General features: G+C 67.3%; 17 protein-coding genes. 11 read left to right on the top strand and 6 right to left on the bottom strand.

Annotation, left to right across the window (positions count from 1 at the left end):
* Positions 1 to 241 precede the first annotated feature (241 nt).
* Positions 242 to 1036 (top strand): alpha/beta fold hydrolase, encoded by a 795-nt coding sequence (locus J2852_RS23150; RefSeq protein WP_209880302.1) that lies wholly within the window; start codon positions 242 to 244, stop codon positions 1034 to 1036.
* 67 nt (positions 1037 to 1103) lie between these two features.
* Here the strand turns inward: J2852_RS23150 and groL are convergent, their stop codons facing one another.
* From groL to J2852_RS23125, 5 genes are all read right to left on the bottom strand, one after another.
* The gene (groL, locus tag J2852_RS23145; protein WP_209880300.1) at positions 1104 to 2732 is read right to left on the bottom strand and encodes a chaperonin GroEL; all 1629 of its coding nucleotides are present in this window, start codon (positions 2730 to 2732) and stop codon (positions 1104 to 1106) included.
* An 18-nt stretch (positions 2733 to 2750) separates the two neighbouring features.
* Entirely contained in the window at positions 2751 to 3068 is a 318-nt protein-coding gene (gene groES / locus J2852_RS23140; RefSeq protein ID WP_209880298.1) for a co-chaperone GroES, read from the bottom strand.
* Positions 3069 to 3443: 375 nt separating this feature from the next.
* Positions 3444 to 6134, bottom strand: a complete 2691-nt coding sequence (locus J2852_RS23135) for a PAS domain-containing protein (RefSeq protein ID WP_209880296.1) — start codon at positions 6132 to 6134, stop codon at positions 3444 to 3446.
* A 79-nt stretch (positions 6135 to 6213) separates the two neighbouring features.
* Complete coding sequence (locus J2852_RS23130; protein ID WP_209880316.1) at positions 6214 to 6894, bottom strand: LuxR C-terminal-related transcriptional regulator; 681 nt, start codon at positions 6892 to 6894, stop codon at positions 6214 to 6216.
* A 265-nt stretch (positions 6895 to 7159) separates the two neighbouring features.
* Positions 7160 to 7849 carry a LuxR C-terminal-related transcriptional regulator gene (locus J2852_RS23125; protein ID WP_209880295.1) on the bottom strand — a complete coding sequence of 230 codons (690 nt, stop codon included), beginning with the start codon at positions 7847 to 7849 and terminating at the stop codon, positions 7160 to 7162.
* 533 nt (positions 7850 to 8382) lie between these two features.
* On the opposite strand from J2852_RS23125, the gene J2852_RS23120 reads away from it, so the two are divergent.
* From J2852_RS23120 to J2852_RS23085, 8 genes are all read left to right on the top strand, one after another.
* Positions 8383 to 10722 (top strand): ATP-dependent helicase, encoded by a 2340-nt coding sequence (locus tag J2852_RS23120; RefSeq protein WP_209880293.1) that lies wholly within the window; start codon positions 8383 to 8385, stop codon positions 10720 to 10722.
* A gap of 84 nt (positions 10723 to 10806) precedes the next feature.
* Positions 10807 to 12000, top strand: a complete 1194-nt coding sequence (locus J2852_RS23115; RefSeq protein WP_209880292.1) for a hypothetical protein — start codon at positions 10807 to 10809, stop codon at positions 11998 to 12000.
* Positions 12001 to 12054: 54 nt separating this feature from the next.
* Positions 12055 to 12444 carry a GxxExxY protein gene (locus tag J2852_RS23110; RefSeq protein ID WP_209880290.1) on the top strand — a complete coding sequence of 130 codons (390 nt, stop codon included), beginning with the start codon at positions 12055 to 12057 and terminating at the stop codon, positions 12442 to 12444.
* A gap of 112 nt (positions 12445 to 12556) precedes the next feature.
* Positions 12557 to 13459, top strand: coding sequence for a 50S ribosomal protein L11 methyltransferase (locus tag J2852_RS23105; RefSeq protein WP_209880288.1), 903 nt, complete (start codon positions 12557 to 12559; stop codon positions 13457 to 13459).
* 70 nt (positions 13460 to 13529) lie between these two features.
* Positions 13530 to 13997 carry a tellurite resistance TerB family protein gene (locus J2852_RS23100; protein WP_209880286.1) on the top strand — a complete coding sequence of 156 codons (468 nt, stop codon included), beginning with the start codon at positions 13530 to 13532 and terminating at the stop codon, positions 13995 to 13997.
* Between the two features lie 99 nt (positions 13998 to 14096).
* Positions 14097 to 16115, top strand: a complete 2019-nt coding sequence (locus J2852_RS23095) for a M24 family metallopeptidase (protein WP_209880285.1) — start codon at positions 14097 to 14099, stop codon at positions 16113 to 16115.
* Positions 16116 to 16638: 523 nt separating this feature from the next.
* The gene (locus J2852_RS23090; RefSeq protein ID WP_209880283.1) at positions 16639 to 17004 is read left to right on the top strand and encodes a chemotaxis response regulator CheY; all 366 of its coding nucleotides are present in this window, start codon (positions 16639 to 16641) and stop codon (positions 17002 to 17004) included.
* A 26-nt stretch (positions 17005 to 17030) separates the two neighbouring features.
* On the top strand, positions 17031 to 18242 hold the full coding sequence (locus J2852_RS23085; protein ID WP_209880281.1) for a protein phosphatase CheZ: 1212 nt from the start codon (positions 17031 to 17033) through the stop codon (positions 18240 to 18242).
* A gap of 175 nt (positions 18243 to 18417) precedes the next feature.
* Here the strand turns inward: J2852_RS23085 and J2852_RS23080 are convergent, their stop codons facing one another.
* The gene (locus J2852_RS23080; RefSeq protein WP_209880318.1) at positions 18418 to 18609 is read right to left on the bottom strand and encodes a hypothetical protein; all 192 of its coding nucleotides are present in this window, start codon (positions 18607 to 18609) and stop codon (positions 18418 to 18420) included.
* Here J2852_RS23080 and J2852_RS23075 point away from each other — a divergent pair.
* Together J2852_RS23075 and J2852_RS23070 are read left to right on the top strand one after the other, a co-directional pair.
* Positions 18608 to 19315, top strand: coding sequence for a protein phosphatase CheZ (locus J2852_RS23075; RefSeq protein WP_246499926.1), 708 nt, complete (start codon positions 18608 to 18610; stop codon positions 19313 to 19315). The genes J2852_RS23080 and J2852_RS23075 overlap by 2 nt on opposite strands.
* A 155-nt stretch (positions 19316 to 19470) precedes the next feature.
* Positions 19471 to 20289 (top strand): outer membrane protein assembly factor BamD, encoded by an 819-nt coding sequence (locus J2852_RS23070; protein ID WP_209880277.1) that lies wholly within the window; start codon positions 19471 to 19473, stop codon positions 20287 to 20289.
* The last annotated feature ends 6 nt before the right edge of the window (positions 20290 to 20295 follow it).

The following is a 20295-nucleotide window of genomic DNA, read 5'->3' as shown; positions in this document are numbered from 1 at the left end:
ACTCCTCAAACCGACGCTCCGCCGCGTCCTGCCTATCCAAACTCGCCTGTGTCATAGACCCTATATGGGATCAGATTTATGACACAGTAGTATTAGGCAGCTTTTGCGAAAGCCCCGAACCACTGTTCGCGCCATTTCAGGCCCTTTTATGGTACGGGACAGCCGCCACGGCCCTCCGTTAGGCTTTTCTCAAAGGCGGGGATGACCCCCGTCGCGAGGAAGCCAACCGGGGGCAGGGCCCTTGACCATCTACAACAGCACGGATGCGCATTTCCAAGCCTGTGCGGGCATCGTGCCGGGACAGGCTGGCGAGGGCGTCGCTCGCACCACGTCGCGCCCCGGCGAAAAAACGTCCGCAGGGAAGGGATGCACGGTTTCGGGCGATCCGGGCGGTCGTCGGATCGTTCTGATCCACGCCAATTCCAGCGAGTCCAGGGCCTGGGCGCGCCTGCTGCGCTCCGTTCCGCCGGGACAGGAATGGGTGGCCGTCGCGCGCCCCGATCCGCGCCCCGATCCATGGCCCGATCCGGGACCGGTTCCCAACGCATCTCCCCACGGTGAACCGGAAATGCAGGCGGCTTCGCTTCGCCCGCTGCTGGCGCAACGCCGTGGCCGCAAGCCCCTGCTGATCGGCTGCGGGGCCGGCGTGCCGGTCGCCCTGCGTGCCGCGCTCGACTTCCCGGACTTGATCGGTGGCTTGCTGCTGATCGACCCGTCGTCGGCCGAGCCCGCCCGTGCCGGCGTCCTGCGCCGCATCGCCGCCCGCCTCATGGCCCCCGCACGACGCAGCGTCATGGCCGAACTGCACGCGATGCTGCCGCAACTCGGCACGATCCGCGCGCCCGTGACCCTGATGCACGGCAAGGACGAGCGGCAGAGCCTCGGCGCATCCCTCATCGAACAGGCGCTGGTCGGCTGCCGCAACCTGACCGTGGTGGCCGTCCCCGGCGAGCAGGTCCAGCCCACCAAGCACGAAGCCGTCGTGCGCGGCGCGCTCATCGCCCTGGTCGGCGCCGTGGAGCGGGGCGGGGCGTGAAAAAGAAAGGCCGCGCCCTTTCGGACGCGGCCCATTTTTCGCGGATGCGGTGATCAGAAGTCCGTGATCAGAAGTCCATGTCGGCGCCGGCTCCGGCCGGAACCGCCGGCTTCTTCTCGGGGATCTGCGCGACCATCGCCTCGGTCGTGATCAGCAGGCCGGCGATCGACGCGGCGTCCTGCAACGCGGTGCGCACGACTTTCGCCGGGTCGATGATGCCCGACTTCACCAGATCCACCCACTCGCCCTTGTAGGCGTCGTAGCCCCAGTTGTAGTCGGCGTTCTCGGCCAGCTTGCCGACGATGATCGAGCCATCGACGCCCGCGTTGGTCGCGATCTGACGGACCGGCGCGGTCAGCGCCCGGCGCACGATGTCCACGCCGACGCGCTGGTCGTCGTTGACCGGCTTCAGGCCATCCAGCACCGACACCGCGCGGGCCAGAGCCACGCCGCCGCCCGGCAGGATGCCTTCCTCGACCGCCGCGCGGGTGGCGTGCAGCGCGTCGTCCACGCGGTCCTTGCGCTCCTTCACCTCGACTTCCGTCGCACCGCCGACGCGGATCACGGCCACGCCGCCGGCCAGCTTCGCCAGCCGCTCCTGCAGCTTCTCGCGGTCGTAGTCCGAGGTGGTTTCCTCGATCTGCTGGCGGATGGTCTTGCAGCGCGCCTCGATGGCGGACCGCTCGCCGGCGCCGTTGACGATGGTGGTGTCGTCCTTGGTGATGACGACCTTGCCGGCGCGGCCCAGCATGTCCATCGTGACGTTGTCGAGCTTAATGCCGAGATCCTCCGACACGACCGTGCCGTTGGTGAGGATGGCGATGTCCTCCAGCATGGCCTTGCGGCGGTCGCCGAAGCCCGGCGCCTTCACGGCGGCGATGCGCAAGCCGCCGCGCAGCTTGTTGACGACCAGGGTCGCCAGCGCCTCGCCCTCCACGTCCTCGGCGACGATCAGCAGCGGCTTGCCCGACTGAACGATCTTTTCCAGCACGGGGACCAGCGCCTGGATGCCCGACAGCTTCTTGTCGTGGATGAGGATGTAGGGGTCCTCAAGCTCGACCTGCATCTTGTCGGCGTTCGTCACGAAGTAGGGGCTGACGTAGCCGCGGTCGAACTGCATGCCTTCGACCACCTCCAGCTCGGTGTCGAGGCTTTTGGCCTCTTCCACCGTGATGACGCCCTCGTTGCCGACCTTTTCCATGGCGTGGGCGATCATCGTGCCGATCTCGGCCTCGCCGTTGGCCGACACGGTGCCGACCTGGGCGATCTCCTCGTTGGTGGTGACCTTCTTGGCCCGGCCCTTCAGCTCGGCGACGATGGCTTCGACGGCGAGGTCGATGCCGCGCTTCAGGTCCATCGGGTTCATGCCGGCCGCGACGGACTTGGCGCCCTCGCGGACGATGGCCTGGGCGAGGACGGTCGCCGTGGTGGTGCCGTCGCCGGCCGCGTCGGCGGTCTTGCTGGCGACCTCGCGCACCATCTGCGCGCCCATGTTCTCGAACTTGTCGGCCAGCTCGATTTCCTTGGCGACCGACACGCCGTCCTTGGTGATGCGCGGCGCGCCGAACGACTTTTCGATCACGACGTTGCGGCCCTTGGGACCCAGCGTGACCTTGACCGCGTCGGCCAGGATATCGACGCCGCGCAGCAGCTTGTCGCGGGCGGCGGTGGAGAACTTGACGTCCTTGGCAGCCATGGTTCCTTCCTCCCCCTATCAAGCGGCCTTCTTGGTCGCGGCGGCGCCGCCTTCGATGATGCCGAGGATGTCGGACTCCTTCATGATCAGGAAATCCTCACCGTCGATCTTCACCTCGGTGCCCGACCACTTCCCGAACAGCACGCGGTCGCCGACCTTCACGTCGAGCGCGACCAGCTTGCCGCTCTCGTCGCGGGCGCCGGGGCCGACGGCGAGAACCTCGCCCTCCTGCGGCTTTTCCTTTGCGGTGTCGGGGATGATGATGCCGCCGGCCGTCTTGGTGTCGGACTCGATGCGGCGGACCAGAACGCGGTCGTGCAACGGCTTGAACGTCATGGTGTGACACTCCTTTAAGGAAAGCGAATGTCTTGGGTTGTGAAGCGCTCCCAGATGGGCTGCGCTGTCGCAGCGCGATTTAATTCAGAGAAAAACTGAAGTCAACGCCAAAAACGACAAAGAAAAATGCCATGAATTTCTTAAGAAATGCAAACGTCTATTGCTCGGCGCACGGGGTGCGTCGAGCGAATGCCTGCCAAATTTCTAATGGAATGGGCCGTCAGCCGGTCCGGGCGTGATCGCGTGTCATCGTACACATCCTCCAAGGAGCAACATGCAGATCAGGGAACGGGGGACCCGCTGGGCGGCATCCCCGGAACGGCCGAGATGTAGGTAGGCGCCTTCCGGCGTCAAGAGGGGGCGGAGAGGGCGTGTTCACACCGGCTTCACGGGCAGCAGCGCCCGCGTCAGAGCGTCAATCAGCGCTTCCGGACGCACGGGCTTGTGCAGCAGGTCGTTGCCGGAATCCACCGCCTGCCGCACCCGTTCCGGCGCCGTGTCCCCGGTCAGCAGCAGGCCCGGCAGGTTCCGCCCGTAAATCTGCCGCACCTCGGCGATGACATCCGTTCCGTCCACCCCGCCGCGCAGCCGCAGGTCGGCGATGATCGCGTCAGGCGCGCCGCCCTCGGCCAAGGCCTCGATCAGCGCCTCGCCCGTCTCGGCGGCGACCGCCTCGATGTCCAGCGCTTCCAGGAAGTGGCGCAGCGCCGCAAGGGCCTGCGGGTTGTCGTCCACCACCGCGACGCGATGTCCGGCCAGCCGCTCCAGGGCATCGCCCGCGTCCGGGCCTTCGGCGTGCTCCGGCTCCTTGACCGCCTCGTCGGCCAGCGGCACGGAGATGGAGAAGACGCTTCCCCTCCCGACCCGTGACCGCACCGCCACCGGATGGCCGAGCAGTTGCGCCACCCGGTTCACGATGGCGAGGCCCAGCCCCAGCCCGCGCCGCGCGTCGCGCTCCGGGTTGCCGACCTGATAGAACTCCTCGAAAATGTGATCCAGCTGTTCGGGCGCGATGCCGCTGCCGGTGTCCCACACCTCGATGCGCGCGAAGCGGCCGACCCGTCGGCAGCCGATCAGCACGCCGCCCGCCTCGGTGTAGCGCAACGCGTTGGTGACAAGGTTGCGCAAAACCCGCTCCAGCAGCACCCCGTCGCTGACCACATTCTCCGGCAGCGGGTGGAAGCGCAGGCGCAGGCCCCGGTTCCCGGCCTCCAGCGCGAACTGCGCCTCCAGCCGCTCGAAGAGGTCCGGCAGGTCCACCGGCCCGACGTTCGGCTCGACCGCCCCGGCCTCCAGCCGCGAGATATCGAGCAGCAGGCTCAGCAATTCCTCTGTGCCCTGGAAGGACTGGCGGGCGCGGTCGAGCAGTTCCCGTTGCGGCGGAGCAAGCTCCTTGTTCGCCAGCAGGTCGAGGAACAGCCCCAGCGCGTGCAGCGGCTGGCGCAGGTCGTGGCTGGCCGCCGCCAGGAAGCGCGTCTTGGCGTGATTGGCGGCCTCGGCGCGGTCGCGGGCCTCGGCCAGTTCTCTTTCGATGCGGTGGCGTTCGGTTACGTCGGTGGACAGCACGAACAGCCCGGCCACCGCGCCCTGCGCGTTGCGGTGGGGGATGCCCTGGATGGACAGGGTGCGCTCCGGCCCGTTGCCCAGCCGGACCTGCTCCTCCGCCGTCATCACCGCGCGCCCGGCGAAGGCCGCGTCGAATTGGGGCTTCAGCCGGGCGTAGAGGTCCTCGCCCAACACCGCGCGCACCGGCCGCCCGACCACCTTGGGCACCGGCACCCCGTACCAGTCCTCGATCCGAGTGTTGTGGAAGCGGTAGATCCCGTCCGCGTCGATGTAGCCGATCAGCGCCGGCACGCCATCGGCGATGCCGCGCAACAGCTCCTCGCGCCTGGTCAGCTCCTCCTGCGCGCGTTTCAGCGCCGTGATGTCGGCGATGCTGCCGAGAAAGCCGACGAGCATGCCCTGGTCGTTGTATTGCGGCTGCGCCTCGACCGCCACCCAGCAGACCTCCCCGTCGGCGGCGGTGGTGCGCAGTTCCGCCTGGAAGGACTCGCCCCGCAGGACCGCGTCGTGCCACAGGATCGCCACCCGCGCCCGATCTTCCGGATGGGCGGCGCGCAGGAACAGCAACCCGTCGCTCTGCTCGTCGGCCAGCCGGGCGAAGCGCGTGCAGCGGTCGTTGACGTAGCTGCATTGGCCCTGCCCGTCGGTGCGGAACAGTCCGACCGGCACCGCCCGAACCAGCGCCTGGAAGCGCCGTTCGCTCTCGGTCAAGGCATCGTTGCGCAGTTCCAGGGCGGTGGCGTGCTCACGCACCCGGCGCCACAGCCGGTCGATCACCACGCCCATGACCAGCAGCCCGAGCGCCAGCGTCGGCAGCGAGACCCACAGGAAGGCGGTGCCCGGCCGCTCCGCCGTCCAGGCGAGGCTGCCGAGCGGCCGGCCGTCGATGCCCGTCAGCGGGATGGACAGCCCCTCGGCGTTCGATTTGCCGGGAACCAGATGACCGAACCAGCGCTCCAGCTTGGCGGCCGGGGCCAGCGCCTCGCTCAAGGGGGACGTGAAGACCAGAATGTTGGAAGGGGCGACGGGCGGCGGCCGTTCGGTGTCGAAGACGGTCAGCGGGGTCGCCGCCGCGAGATGGAGCTGCCCGTCCACCAGCAGGATCCCCGCCGCCGGGCGGGGCGGGCGCCCCTGGCCCAACCGTGCGTGGTGGGCGAAGACCGTCAGCGCCCGGTGATCCTCGGTCCGGACCTCCTCGTCGCTGTGGCTGGCGAACAGCACGGCGCCGTTGCGGTCCAGCACATAGGCGCCGTCGATGCCCAGAACCACATGGTTGTCGGCGCCGATGTTCCGCTCGGCCCAGGCGGTGTCCAGCCGGTCGGGCGCGCCGATGTGCTCCACCGCTTCGTCCCACCAGGCATAGTCCTGAACCCGGCGCGACAGGGCCTGTTCGGCGATGGCCAGATAGCCCTGGGCCAGCGCCTTCAGATGCTCTTCGAAGCTGAGGTTTTCCCGGCGCGCGTGGACGAGCAGCACGGTGCCGAGCACAAGGCCCAGCAACCCGACCAGCCCCGCGGGCAGGAAGTCGGCGCGGCGCCACGGCGGCCTGGGTGGCCGCGCATCCGCCGCAGGGGCGTCGTCAACCGTGGCCGCCGAGGCCGTTGGCCGTGATGGCCGCCTGGGTACGGTTGCGGACGCCGAGATGGCGGAGGATGGCGGTGACATGCACCTTCACCGTGCCCTCGGTTAGCCCAAGTTCGTGGGCGATCTGCTTGTTGGATTTGCCGTCGCGCAGGCGGGTCAGCACCTCGCGCTGGCGCGGGGTCAGCTGATCGCCGGCACCGCCGGCAAGCTGGGAAAAGGGATCGTCGGCCCTGATGCCGGCCGCCGTCGCCGGAGCGCCGGCGAAATCGGCCACGCGATCGCCCCGGATGGCCTGTTCCGGCAGATAGACCCCACCGGCCAGCACCAGCTGCAACGCGCCCAGCAACACCTTGGCGCTGCTGGATTTCGGGATGTAGCCGGCGGCGCCGTTCTCCAGCGCGGCCAGCAGGTCCGACCGCTTTTCCGACCCCGACACCACGACCAGCAGCGCCCTCGGCAGCCGCTGGTGGATGTCGCCCAGCGCCGAGAATCCGGTCCAGCCGGGCATCCCGAGGTCGAGCAGGATCAGGTCGAACTCCGTGCCGGCATCGCACAGGCGGCGCACGTCGTCGAAAGAACTCGCCTCGAAGAAGGTCATGTTCTCGTTGAATTGCGACAGCAGGCGGCGCAACCCGTCACGGAACAGCAGATGATCGTCGGCGATCAGCACGTTCAGGGCAGGCTTGTCGAGAGACGGAACGGTATCATTCATTGGTGGTGCGCCGCACAATGGAGGCAATTCGAAACTTGTTTTGAGATAAGGCTGGATAATCCAAGGGTAAAGAGAGCTTTTGGTCTTATGGCCCACCACCTAGGCCGGAAGCCAAATGCGCCCTCATGCCGCACCGCACAAAGGCTGGGGGCAAACGCCAGAACGCCGGCCGCGGGATGGCGCGACCGGCGTTCTGAAGGCTTCTCCCGCAGGGGAGGGGATAAGGGGCTTACGCCATGCTGGCGCTCACGCCCGCCGCGTCGGCCGGCTGGTCGCCGATGCCGTTGTTCAGCGCCCAGATGGCCGCCTGGGTGCGGTTGGAGGCGTTGATCTTGCGCAGCAGGCTCTTCAGGTGGACCTTCACCGTCGCCTCGGTGATGTGCAGGTGGTTGGCGATCATCTTGTTGGAATTGCCGTTCAGCAGGCAGCGCAGGATCTGGATCTCGCGCTGCGACAGGCCCTTGCGGCGGGCCGGCACCTCGGTGCCCATGTCCTCGTGACGGCCGCTGACCAGAAGTTCGGCCAGATGGGTCGGGAACACCTTCTCGCCCATCATCACCAGCTTCAGCGACTGCATCAGCGCGTCCGGGGCGATGTCCTTCATCAGATAACCGTCGGCCCCGGCGCCCAGCGCGCCGGACAGGCGGCGGGTGCACAGGTCGCTGGTCAGGATGACAATGCGGATCTGCGGGTGCTCGGCGCGGAGCGCGCGCATGGACTCGACTTCCTCGTCGCCGCCGCTGGCGAGGTCGATGAGGATCAGGTCCGAACGGTTGCCGGCCGCTTCCACCGCCGGAACGCCTTCACGCAGGCTGCCGGCCTCGCCGATCACCTTGAACGGCGTGGTTTCGAACAGCCGCTTCATGCCTTCGCGGAACAGCTTGTTCGCATCGATGAGGAAAACGTTCACGGGATCCATCGTCTCTACCCGCCTTCTGTTCGGTTCAAGTCGGTTGCGCTGTATGCTCTTCCGAGGACGCCCGAGCCGGAGAGACGGTGCGCTGGGCGCTTGTCCGTTCGGTCCCCGGGGTGCCTCAATTTGAACTGACCTTACCCCAGATTTGCGGGACAGAAAATTTCTCCAAAGGGGAAATCTCTTCGTAAAATGGACATATGCCCTAAGCCAAAATAAGACAAAGCGGGCATGAGGCTGTTTCCGTACGATCCGTGTGGAATAATCAATGAGAAGAAGCAAGGTCTGGTTCTGTGATTTATTCATGATCTTCGCGGCCTGATCCGGCCGTCGCCTCGGTGTGACTTCCCCCTGTTGGCCTAGGACCGCGGCCGCAGGTCATGGTGCGGCTGCGAAGAAGGGCCGAGCATTTCTATGCATGTTCCCGGTCGGACTATGACCGCCCGTTCGGCCGTCCCCAGACCCTTTCCATCAAGGGAAGGGGTTCGATGCGTCGCCCAGCGTGCTATATACGGGGCGCTTTCGAGATTTGGTGCCGCATGTCCGATCCCTACGCCTATGACGACCCGCTGGGTAACGATCCTTTGGGTCACGATCCGCTCAGCCACGCCTCTGCCCCGGTCCCCTCGCCGGTGCAGCGCTTCGCCTATCTGGACGGGCTGAACCCGGTCCAGCGCGAGGCGGTGGAGGCTCTGGACGGTCCGGTCCTGGTGCTGGCGGGCGCCGGGACGGGCAAGACGCGCGTGCTGACGACGCGGCTGGCGCACCTGCTGATGACCCGCCGCGCGGCGGCCTTTCAAATCCTGGCGGTGACCTTCACCAACAAGGCCGCGCGCGAAATGCGCGAGCGCGTCGGCCACCTGATGGGGATCGAGCCGGAGGGCTGGTGGCTCGGCACCTTCCACGCGCTGGCCGCGCGCATCCTGCGCCGCCACGCCGAACTGGTCGGGCTGAAGTCGAACTTCACCATCCTCGACACCGACGACCAGATCCGCCTGATCAGGCAACTGCTCGAAGCCGAGCACATCGATTCCAAGAAGTGGCCGGCCCGTCAGGTCCTCGGCGTCATCGAACGCTGGAAGGATCGCGGCCTGACCCCGGACAAGCTGGGCGACGCCGACGGCGGCGACGTGGCCGGCGGCCGGGTCGTCAGCCTCTACCGCCAGTATCAGGACCGCCTGCGCACGCTGAACGCCTGCGACTTCGGCGATCTTCTTCTGCACAACTTGGCCATCTTCCAGAACCACCCGGACGTGCTGGCCGAGTATCACCGGAAGTTCAAATACATCCTGGTGGACGAGTATCAGGACACCAACGTCGCCCAGTATCTCTGGCTGCGCATCCTGTCCCAGGCGCACAAGAACATCTGCTGTGTGGGCGACGAGGATCAGTCGATCTACGCGTGGCGCGGCGCCGAGATCGGCAACATCCTGCGCTTCGAGGCCGACTTCCCCGGCGCCAAGGTCATCAAGCTGGAGCAGAACTACCGCTCCACCGGCCACATCCTGGCCGCCGCCTCCGGCCTGATCGCCAACAACAAGGGCCGCCTCGGCAAGACCCTGTGGACCCAGGCGGACGGCGGCGAGCCCGTGCGCGTGCGCGGCGTCTGGGACGGCAAGGAGGAAGCCCGCTGGATCGGTGAGGAGATCGAGGCGCTCCAGCGCAAGGGCGTGCCGCTGTCCCAGATCGCCGTCCTGGTCCGCGCCGGCTTCCAGACCCGCGAATTCGAAGAGCGCTTCAACACGGTGGGGCTTCCCTACAAGGTGATCGGCGGCGCCCGCTTCTACGAGCGGCAGGAAATCCGCGACGCGATGGCCTATTTCCGCGTCGTCAACTCCCCCGACGACGACCTCGCGTTCGAGCGCATCGTCAACGTGCCCAAGCGCGGCATTGGCCCCGCCGCCCTGCAATGCATCCATGTGGCGGCGCGCGCGCAGGGCATCCCCTTGACCGAGGCCGGCTGGGCGCTGACCGAAACCGACGAGCTGAAGCCCAAGGTCCGCAACACCGTCCGCACGCTTCTCCAGGACTTCTTCCGCTGGCGGACCCTCGCGGCGACCATGCCGCACACCGACCTCGCCCGCATGATCCTGGACGAGTCCGGCTACACCCGCATGTGGCAGGAGGACAAGACGCCGGAGGCTCCCGGCCGCTTGGAAAACCTGAAGGAACTCATCACCGCCATGGCGGAGTTCGAGAACCTGTCGGGCTTCCTCGAACACGTCGCACTGGTGATGGAGAACACCGAGGCCGCCGGGGCCGATCAGGTCACGGTGATGACCCTGCACGGCGCCAAGGGGCTGGAATTCGACATCGTCTTCCTGCCCGGCTGGGAAGAGGGCGTGTTCCCCAACCAGCGCGCTCTGGACGAGACCGGCATCGCCGGCCTTGAGGAGGAGCGCCGCCTCGCCTACGTCGGCCTGACCCGCGCCCGCAAGCGCGCCTTCGTCAGCCACGCCGCCAACCGGCAGCTGTACGGCAACTGGGTCAGCGCCATCCCCTCCCGCTTCATCGACGAACTTCCCCCCGACGACGTCGAGGCCGAAGCCGCCAGCGGCCTCTACGCCGGCGGTGGCGGCGGGAGCTACGGTGGCGGCAATTACGGCGGCGGGGGAGGGGGCTTCTCCTCCGGGTTCCGCTCGCCGCCGCGCCAGCCGCCGGCCCCGCGCACGATCACGCTGGACAGCGGCTCCTACCAGGTGGAGCAGCGCGCCCGCCCGAACGCTCCCTTCCCGAAGGGCGCGCGGGTCTTCCACCAGAAATTCGGCTACGGCACCGTCACGGCGGTCGAGCAGGACAAGCTGGAAATCGACTTCGACCACGCCGGTTTGAAGAAGGTCATGGACAGCTTCGTGGTGGCCGCCGACAAAGCGGGGTGACCGGGTGACGGCCGTCACAGCCAAACGAACCGCCAGGGGGTAATGTCAGGCCTCGGAGTTGAAAAACAATCTGGGGCCTCACCCGTGTTCGGCAGCAGCAGCACCTACGAAGTTCAGGTCCGCCGCGAAGGCCGCTGGCGGATCGAAGCCACCTTCACGGAGGAGGGGCCGGCGCTCTCAAGCGCGCGCGGCCAGATGACCGGGCGCGGTGTCGAGGAGGTGAAGGTCACCAAATACCGCGCGCTCGCCGGCATGGCGCTGGAAACGGTGCTGTTCCAGAAGAAGACTCCGGAGATCAAGAACAAGCCGCTGGCGTTGGGCGGTTCGGCCGAGGGGGCGCCCTACTGCCTCGACGCCGACGATCTCTACGGGTTCGAGGCGCGCGTGGTGATCGGGCGGCTGCTGAGCCAGTTCCTCGACAAGTTCCACATCACCACGACCGAGCTGCTCCATTCCTGGACCTACGTCCGCAAGCTGGACGAGCAGGGCACGCTGATGGGCGCGGCCATCCACGCCGCGGCCCGCCACCACGCCGACATGCGCGGTGTCGCCGTGCCGGGCCGCGTGCGGGAACTGCGCGCCTTCGCCGACGTCGCCATGACCCGCGCCCGCGACTTCCTGGCCGAACGCAAGCGCCTGCCGGCCTTCGACATCCAGGATCTCGCCGGCTCCAGCCGCGCCATCGACTACGCCGTGGGGGTGGACGGGCATGATTTCGTCTTCCTGGCCCAGCTCTCGCTCCACCTCGCGGACAACAACTCCCTGGTCGGCAAGCTGGAGACGCTGCTGAACCTGCTCCACGACGATTCGGAGCCGCGCCATTTCGCGCTGATCGACGGCGTGATGGCCGACGCGCTGGGCTCGGCCGACGTGGTGAAGGATCTGCTGGGCGCGCAGCCCAACCTCGCCATGGGCCTGTGCGTGCTGGCCGACCATCTGCACGGCCGCGACCCCGACCCAAACGCGGAACCGGCCAGCCTGCTGCTCGCCCGCATCTGCGACCTCGCCCTGCGCGGCCGTGCCCCGCAGTGCCGCGCGGTGCTGGTGGACCGCATCCGCCGTTCCCTCAACGGCCAGCAGCCGCTCGACCGCCGTGACCCCAAGGCGGAGGCGCATCTGGTGGACCTCGTCTCCACACGCCTGAAGGGCGCCGACGGCCGACCGCTGGGCGGTGCCGAGGTGGACAAGGCCCTGGCCCGCCGCCTGCTGCGCCACCGGCAGAACCTGCTGCGCGAACAGGGTATGTACGACATCGCGGACCGGTTGTCGGGGCGGTAGGGAAAGGGTGCCTTTTGTGGTAGAGGGATTCACCACCAAGGCACCAAGGTCGCCATGCCCGCGTCCATTCCGACCGAAATTGACCACATTGCCCGACAGGCCGTGGATTCCGCCTTTCGTGTTCACAGCACGCTTGGTGCGGGGCTTCTTGAATCGGTGTACGAATCCTGCCTTGAGCACGAATTGCGCAAGCGTGGTTTGACCGTTCGGCGTCAGGTCGTCGTCCCCGTCGTGTACGACGACATCCGCTTCGACGAGGGCTTCCGGCTCGACCTGCTGGTCGAGAACATGATCGTCATCGAGATCAAGGCCGCAGAACGCTTGCTTCCCGTCTTCGAGGCGCAACTGCTGACTTATCTGAAACTGACCGGGTTGCGGTTGGGCTTTCTGATCAATTTCAACGTCGGCCAGATCAAAGACGGCATTCGTCGGATCGCTCTTTAGAACGCGGACCGGAAGCCGAAAGTCGATGGGGTGGGAACTTCTTGGTGCCTTGGTGTCTTGGTGGTAAACCCCATCCGACACAGCGACCACTCACCACCAGCGACCCGCCCCCATGTCCCGCACCAAGCTCTGGCGCATCGCGCTCGTCGTTCCCGAAGCCCACGCTCCCGCCTTCGCGGAGGCGGTGGGCGACCACGCCGATGCCGTCTCGACCTTCGAGCTTGAGGAGGGCGGCAACTGGCTGGTCGAGGCGACCGTCTACGGCGAGCCCGACGCCCCGCGCCTGACCGCCCGCGTCGCGATCCTCGCCGAGGCCATCGGCATCCCCGAGCCGAAGCTGATCATCGAGGATCTGCCGTCCATCGACTGGGTGTCGCACAGTTACCAGGGCTTCCCGCCGATCCGCGCCGGCCGCTTCTTCGTGCACGGCTCGCACCACGAGGGCACGGTGCCCGCCGGCTCCATCCCGCTTCTGGTGGACGCCGCGACCGCCTTCGGCACCGGCGAGCATGGTTCGACCAAGGGCTGCCTGATGGCGCTCGACCGCCTGTCCCGCCACGTCAAGCTCCCCCGCAACGGCCGGGGCGGCGCGCTGGACATGGGCTGCGGCTCCGGCATTCTGGCGCTGGCGGTGGCCAAGCGCTGGCGTGTTCCTGTCACCGCCGTGGATATCGACCCGGAGGCCGTGCGCGTCACCCGCCTGAACGCCTCCATCAACGGCATCAAGACCCGCATCCGGGCGGAAGGCGGCGACGGCTACCACACGCCCGTGGTGGGCAAGCACAAGCCCTACACGCTCATCACCGCCAATATCCTGGCCCGCCCGCTGGCCCGCATGGCCCCGCAGCTGCGCCGCCATCTGAAGCGCGGCGGTTATGCCGTCCTCGCCGGCCTGCTGAACCGGCAGGAGCGCCACGTCCTCCAGGCCCACCGCACCCAGGGTCTCAACCTCGTCGCCCGCATCCCGGTCGGCGAATGGACGACTCTTGTGGTGAAGCGCCCGAAGCGCCGCTGAACCGCAACTGGCATTCGGCCCTCCGCGCGCCATTTCTTCCTGTGAGGAAGAAGGACCGCACGGAGGACCGATGCTGAACCGGATCAGGGCGCTTTTCGATTCCACCGACACCGGCGAGACCGACAACCACACGCTCCAGGCCGCCGCCGCGGCGCTTCTGGTCGAGGCCGCGCGCACCGACGACACCATCTCCGGGCCGGAGCGCGACCGCATCATCGAGGTGACCCGCCGCCACTTCGGCCTGACCGAGGATGAGGCACGGGACCTCTTGACCGCCGCCGTCTTCGACACGGAAGGCGCCTCGCCCTACTACCGCTACGTCAGCGTCATCATGGACCGCTGCCCGCCCAACAAGCGGCTGTGGATCATCGAGATGCTGTGGGAGGTCGCCTACGCCGACGGCCAGTTGAACGACCTGGAAGCCAACCTCCTGCGCCGCATCGGCGGCCTGCTCCACGTCTCCGACATCGAGCGCGGCGAGGCCCGCAAGCGCGTCCTGGAACGCCTCGGCCTGCCCGAAGACACAGGTCTCCCTTGATTGTCGGCCTTCCATCATAGCGCCCTTCCGCCCGCTTGCGTTGCGCCGCGCCGCTGCCTAGCCTGACCGCATCGGCATCATCGGACGAGGACAGATCCCGTGCCCAGCGCGTACCGTGGCGACGAAACCCTGGCGGCCCTCCTGACCCAGGCGGGCGTTTCCCGCAGCCCGGCGGAGGTCCGCGCCCTCGTGGCCGGCGTCCTCGCCGCGCCCGAGCCGCAGGACCCCGACGCCTGGATGGTTCTGGTCGCCGAGCGTCCATCCCCCGACCTTGTCGACCAGCTCCGCGCCCTGAAGGCGGACCTCGCCGCCGCCACGGCGCCCCAGGCCCCGGACCACGCAGCCCGCCTGAAGGCCCTGCGCGACGTGCTGAAGCGCCGCGAGCTGGATGGCTTCATTATCCCGCGTGGCGACGAGCACCAGGGCGAGTACGTCCCCCCGCGCGCCCAGCGCCTTGCGTGGCTGACCGGCTTCACCGGGTCCGCCGGCCACGCCGTGGTCGCCGCCGAGCGCGCCGCGATCTTCGTGGACGGCCGCTACACCCTTCAGGTTCAGGCCGAGGTGCCCGCCGCCCTCTACGACTACAAGCATCTGATCGAGGATCCGCTGTCCGCCTGGGCGGCCGAGGCGCTGCCCCAGGGCGGCCGGCTCGGCTACGACCCGTGGCTGCACACGGTCGGTTGGGTGGAGAAGACCCGGCAGCAGCTGGAGCGTGCCGGCCTGACTCTGGTGCCCTGTCCGGACAACCCGGTGGACGCCGTGTGGGCCGACCAGCCGCCGCTGCCGCTTGCCCCCGTGGTCGCCCATGACACCGCTTTCGCCGGTCCTTCCGCCGCCGATAAGCGCGCCCGCATCGCCGACGAACTGAAGCGCCAGGGCATCGGCGCCGCCGTCCTGACCCAGCCCGATTCCATCGCGTGGCTGTTGAACCTGCGCGGCGCCGACGTGCCCTGCACGCCGTTGCCGCTGTCCTTTGCGATTCTCGGTGACGACGGCTCTGTCGATCTCTTCATCGACCGCCGCAAGCTCGCCCCCGGCGTGGAGGCCCACCTCGGCAATCAGGTCGCCGTCCGCGCCCCCGAAGACCTCGGCCCGGCTCTTGATGCCCTTGGGCGCGGCGGGCGCAAGGTGCTGGCCGACCCGACCACCACCTCCGCCTGGATTTTCGATCGCCTGCATTTGGCCGGCGCGAAGATCGAACGCGACCCCGATCCCGTCGCCCTGCCGAAGGCCTGCAAGAACGAGGCGGAACTGAACGGCACCCGGGCCGCCCACGCCCGCGACGGCGCGGCGCTCGTCCGCTTCCTGCACTGGCTCTCCAAGGAGGCGCCCAAGGGCACGGTCACGGAAATCACCGCCGCCGAGCACCTTCTGTCGCTGCGCCAGACCAACGAGCATTTCCGCGGCCTCAGCTTCGAGACGATCAGCGGTTCCGGCCCGAACGGCGCCATCGTCCATTACCGCGTGTCGCCGGACACCGACCGCCGCCTGGAGCCCGGCAGTCTGTTCCTTCTGGACAGCGGCGCCCAGTATCTGGACGGCACGACCGACGTCACCCGCACCATCGCCATCGGCACGCCGACGCCCGAGATGCGGGAGCGTTTCACCCAGGTCCTGAAGGGCCACATCGCCGTCAGCACGGCGCGCTTCCCGCACGGCACGACCGGGTCCCAGCTCGACACGCTGGCCCGTCTGCCGCTGTGGATGGCAGGATTCGACTACGACCACGGCACCGGCCACGGGGTGGGCAGCTTCCTGTCCGTGCACGAGGGGCCGCAGCGCATTTCCAAGGTGCCGAACACCATCGCGCTTCAGCCTGGCATGATCCTGTCGAACGAGCCCGGCTACTACAAAACCGGCGCTTACGGCATCCGAATCGAGAACCTGATCGTCGTCCAGCCTCTCGACCTGCCCATGGCCGAACGCCCCATGTTGGGCTTCGAGGTGCTGACGCTCGTTCCCATCGACCGCAACCTGATCGAACCGGCGCTGCTGACGGCCGAGGAAATCGCCTGGATCAACGCCTACCACGCCCGCGTCCGCGACGCCCTGACCCCGTTTCTTAACCCCGATACGGCGGCGTGGCTGCTGGAGGCGACCTCCCCGATCATCGTCTGAGTCGAAGCCACATCGCGTGACGCAAGATCGACACGGATTTCACCGATTAGAACACGGATTTCACGGACATTCCCGCCATCAGCCTCACTCGTCGTCATGCCCGTGCTCCACACGGGCATCCACGACAGGGGAGGGGGCTTCGGAGAAATCCGTGTGAATTCTTGCCCCCGATTTCAGCGCCTTTCGCACGAAGCAGCGCGTCCGCTTGTCACGGCCCGCAATGCGCGAACGGGCAAATCATCCCGTGCGTTCGCTCGTGAAATCTGGCAAGGTCCGCAACCGGCACGCGGCCTGTCCGATAGGGTTAACTCCTTGTGACCGTTCGCAACGGAATTCGGTTGCGACGGCATTTGGTAACCTGAAATTTACGGGCTTGCCGCAGTGTCTCTCTGAGGGATGACTTTTCGACAGACTTAGGGCATCACAGTCGGAACCAGTCCTCGACTACGGCGCAAGCGCCTTGCGCCGGACGAGCTGAACGCCGGGCCGGGGCCTAGCAACGGAAGAATGCGGAGACGCCTAGATGAAGATCCTCGTCGTCGATGACTACGCCACCATGCGGCGCATCGTGCGGAACCTCCTGACCCAGATCGGCTACACGGACATCGACGAAGCCGGCGACGGCGTCTCGGCCCTGGCCAAGCTGCGCGAAGCCAAGTTCGGCCTCATCATCTCCGACTGGAACATGGAGCCGATGACCGGCCTCCAGCTCCTCAAGGAGATCCGCGCCGACGCGAAGCTCGCCCCGATCCCGTTCATCATGGTCACCGCCGAGAGCAAGACCGAGAACGTGATCGCCGCCAAGCAGGCCGGCGTGAACAACTACATCGTCAAGCCCTTCAACGCCGACACGCTGAAGCAGAAGATTCAGGCCGTTATCGGCGGTTGATTGGGCGGCGGCTAAGGAGCACCGGCTTGGACCAGCTTCCGCAGCTTTCCGAGGAGGAGTTCGAGCAGATCGAAGAAGCGATCGCTCGAACCGCCAAGGGGCGCGCCTTTCTGCGCCGCCTCCACCGCCGTGCCTTCGGGGCATCGTCGGAGGAGGTGCGCAGCATGCTGTCGGAGTTCCGCAACTCCTGGCAGCAGCAGAATCAGGCGGTGGAAGCGGCCAAGCACGTCGAGGTGCTGCGGCGCGAGCTGATGGAGATGGCCGCCTCCATCGAGCAGGCGCGGCGCGAGGTCGCGGCCCTCCGGCCCCCCGACGGGGCCAGCGACAAAATCCTTTCGGCCACCAACGAGCTGGACGCCATCGTCATCTCGACCGAGCGCGCCTCGTTCGAGATCCTGAACGCTGCCGAGCGGCTGATGGATTTGTCCGGCAAGCTGCGCGCCGACGGTGCGGACGGCAGCCTGTGCGGCGAGATCGAGGCGGAGGTGACCAACATCTTCACCGCCTGCTCGTTCCAGGATCTGACCGGCCAGCGCACCAGCAAGGTGGTCAACGCGCTCCGCTACATCGAACAGCGCGTCAACGCCATGATCGGCATCTGGGGTGCCGAGGCGTTCGAGGGCCTGAAGGTCGAGCACGAAAACACCGACAAGCGCCCCGACGCGCACCTGTTGAACGGCCCGCAATTGGACGGGCTGGGGGTCAGTCAGGCCGACGTGGACAGCATGTTCGACGGCCCGTCCGTCCCCGCCGCCGCCCCGGCTCAGGAACCCGCTCCGCCGTCCGCGCCCGAGCCTGCCCCGGCGGCCGGCGCGAAGTCCAGCCAGGCGGACATCGACAGCCTCTTCGACAGCCCGGCGCCTGCCGCTCCGGTTCCCGCCGCCCCGGCCAAGGCGAGTCAGGCCGACATCGACAGCATGTTTGATTCGCCGGCACCCGCCGCCGCTCCGGCCCCTGCGGCCCCGGCCAAGGCCAGCCAAGCCGATATCGACAGCATGTTCGACAGCCCGGCGCCCGCTGCTGCTCCCGCCAAGGCCAGCCAAGCGGACATCGACAGCATGTTCGACAATCCGGCTCCGGCGGCCCCTCCGCCCGCCAAGAAGCCGGTGCCGAAGCCGCCCACCGCAGCGGCCAAGCCCGTGCCGAAGCCGGCCCCCAAGCCCGCTCCCGCTCCGGCTCCCGCCGCCGAAGCCCCGACCCCCCTCGACCAAGCGGCCATCGACGCCCTGTTCGGCTAACGGTGCCGAAAACGCCCTCGCCCACCCCCGGCGGGAGAGGGAAGGGGCCCATGGCGAGGCCATGGGAAGGGTGAGGGCTTGGTTCACCCCTGCATTGAACAGAGTCCGCGCGCCGCGCAATCTGCGCAACGATGCAAAGCCGGGCCATGCAACCAATGCATGACTTTCCGGTCGCTCAAACACCATCAATCTTCTCTTTGCCACCGAAGTCACAAATCTTTAGGCGAAATCCAAGGCAAAGTTTGATATGACGTGTGCTGTGCGGCGGTCCCTGTCCAAGGCCGGCGCCAAGCGCTGACATACCGGCCGGATGGCCGTTGGCAAAAGGGCGAGGAGCCAGCATGAAGAATCTCTCGAAACCCTTCATGGCTGAGATTCAGAAGGCTCGCCGCAACGGCAGCAGCCCATTCCAGGTCATCGCGGAGGAGGTCGGCCCCATCGCGGCCGCTCTGCCCGCCGGCCCGGTGACGGTGGACCAAACCGAGGTCATCCGCGCCATCAACGATCTGGGCGCCAAGCTCGACCGCTTCCTGACGCTGGACGCCAACCAGATCGAACAGATCCAGGTCGAGATCGCCGACATCTCCGGCCGCATCAAGGCCACCAAGGTGGAAATGGCGGCGATCCGCCACCCGCTGGCCGGCGAGGACAAGTTCCAGCAGGCCTCGCAGGAACTGAACGCCGTCGTCAACGCGACGGAGGTCGCGACCAACACCATCATGGCCTGCGCGGAAGAGCTGGAAGAGGTCGTGCACGAGCTGAAGTCGTCGCTGCCGGAGGGCTACCACGCCGACCGCGTCAACGACATGAACGACGTCATCGTGCGCATTTACGAGGCCTGCAACTTCCAGGACCTGACCGGCCAGCGCATCACCAAGGTCGTCCGCGCCCTGTCCTTCATCGAGGAGCGCGTGGAGGCGATGATGGGCCACTGGAACAAGCGCGAGTTCGAGGCGATGCCGCTGCCGCCGTCCGTCACCAAGAAGGACGAGCACCTGGAACTGCACGGCCCTGCCGAGCAGCAGGAAGCCGGCAACATCAGCCAGGCCGACATCGACGCCCTGTTCGCATAAGCTCTTTCCTGGGACGACGGGGATGTCAGGGAACCGGGGAGTGTGGCAACGGCCGGACCCCCATCCTTGCCTCAGAAACAGAACACCCAAGGAACTTGCCGTGCCCGCACGCCTCCGTGCTATATAGGGCCAAACTTGGAAGCATTGTGACGATCATGCCGCCTCGCCTGACCCGCCTGCCGCTCGTGGCCCTCCTCCTCGGCACCGCCCTGACCGCCTGCTCCTCCACCAAGGAGGAACTGGATTACGTGGAGCGCCCCGCCGAGCAGATCTATCAAGAGGCGGACGCCGCCATGCAGGACGAGCGGTTCAAGACCGCCGCCAAGCTGTATGACGAGGTGGAGCGTCAGCACCCCTATTCCGAATGGGCCGCCAAGGCGCAGATCATGGCCGCCTACGCCCATTACCAGGACCTGAAGTACGACGACGCCATCCTGGCGCTCGACCGCTACATCCAGCTGCATCCGGGCAGCAAGGACGTCGCCTACGCCTATTACATGCGGGCGCTGTCCTACTACGAGCAGATCACCGATGTCCGCCGCGACCAGCGCATGACGAGTCGCGCGCTGGAGGCCCTGTCGGAGGTCGTGCGCCGCTTCCCCGAAAGCCAGTACGCGCGCGACGCCAAGATCAAGATCGACCTGACCAACGACCACCTCGCCGGCAAGGAGATGGAGGTCGGGCGCTTCTACATGAAGCAGGGTCAGCAGACCGCCGCCATCGGCCGGTTCCGCACGGTGATTGAAAACTACCAGACCACCTCCCATGTGCCGGAAGCCCTCCACCGTCTGGTGGAATGCTATCTGGCGCTCGGTATCACCGACGAGGCGAAGACCGCCGCCGCGGTGCTCGGTCACAACTTCCCCGGCAGCGAATGGTACACGGACAGCTACGCACTGCTGGTGGACGCCAACGTGCGTCCGGAGCGAAACGACAAGTCGTGGATCAGCAAAGCCTGGAGCTCCCTGTTCTAGGCCGTT

Source organism: Azospirillum soli, from assembly GCF_017876165.1.
In the GTDB taxonomy this organism is placed as follows: domain Bacteria; phylum Pseudomonadota; class Alphaproteobacteria; order Azospirillales; family Azospirillaceae; genus Azospirillum; species Azospirillum soli.
Note: the sequence above shows the minus strand (reverse complement) of the source record. Positions and strands in the feature narration are given on the sequence as shown.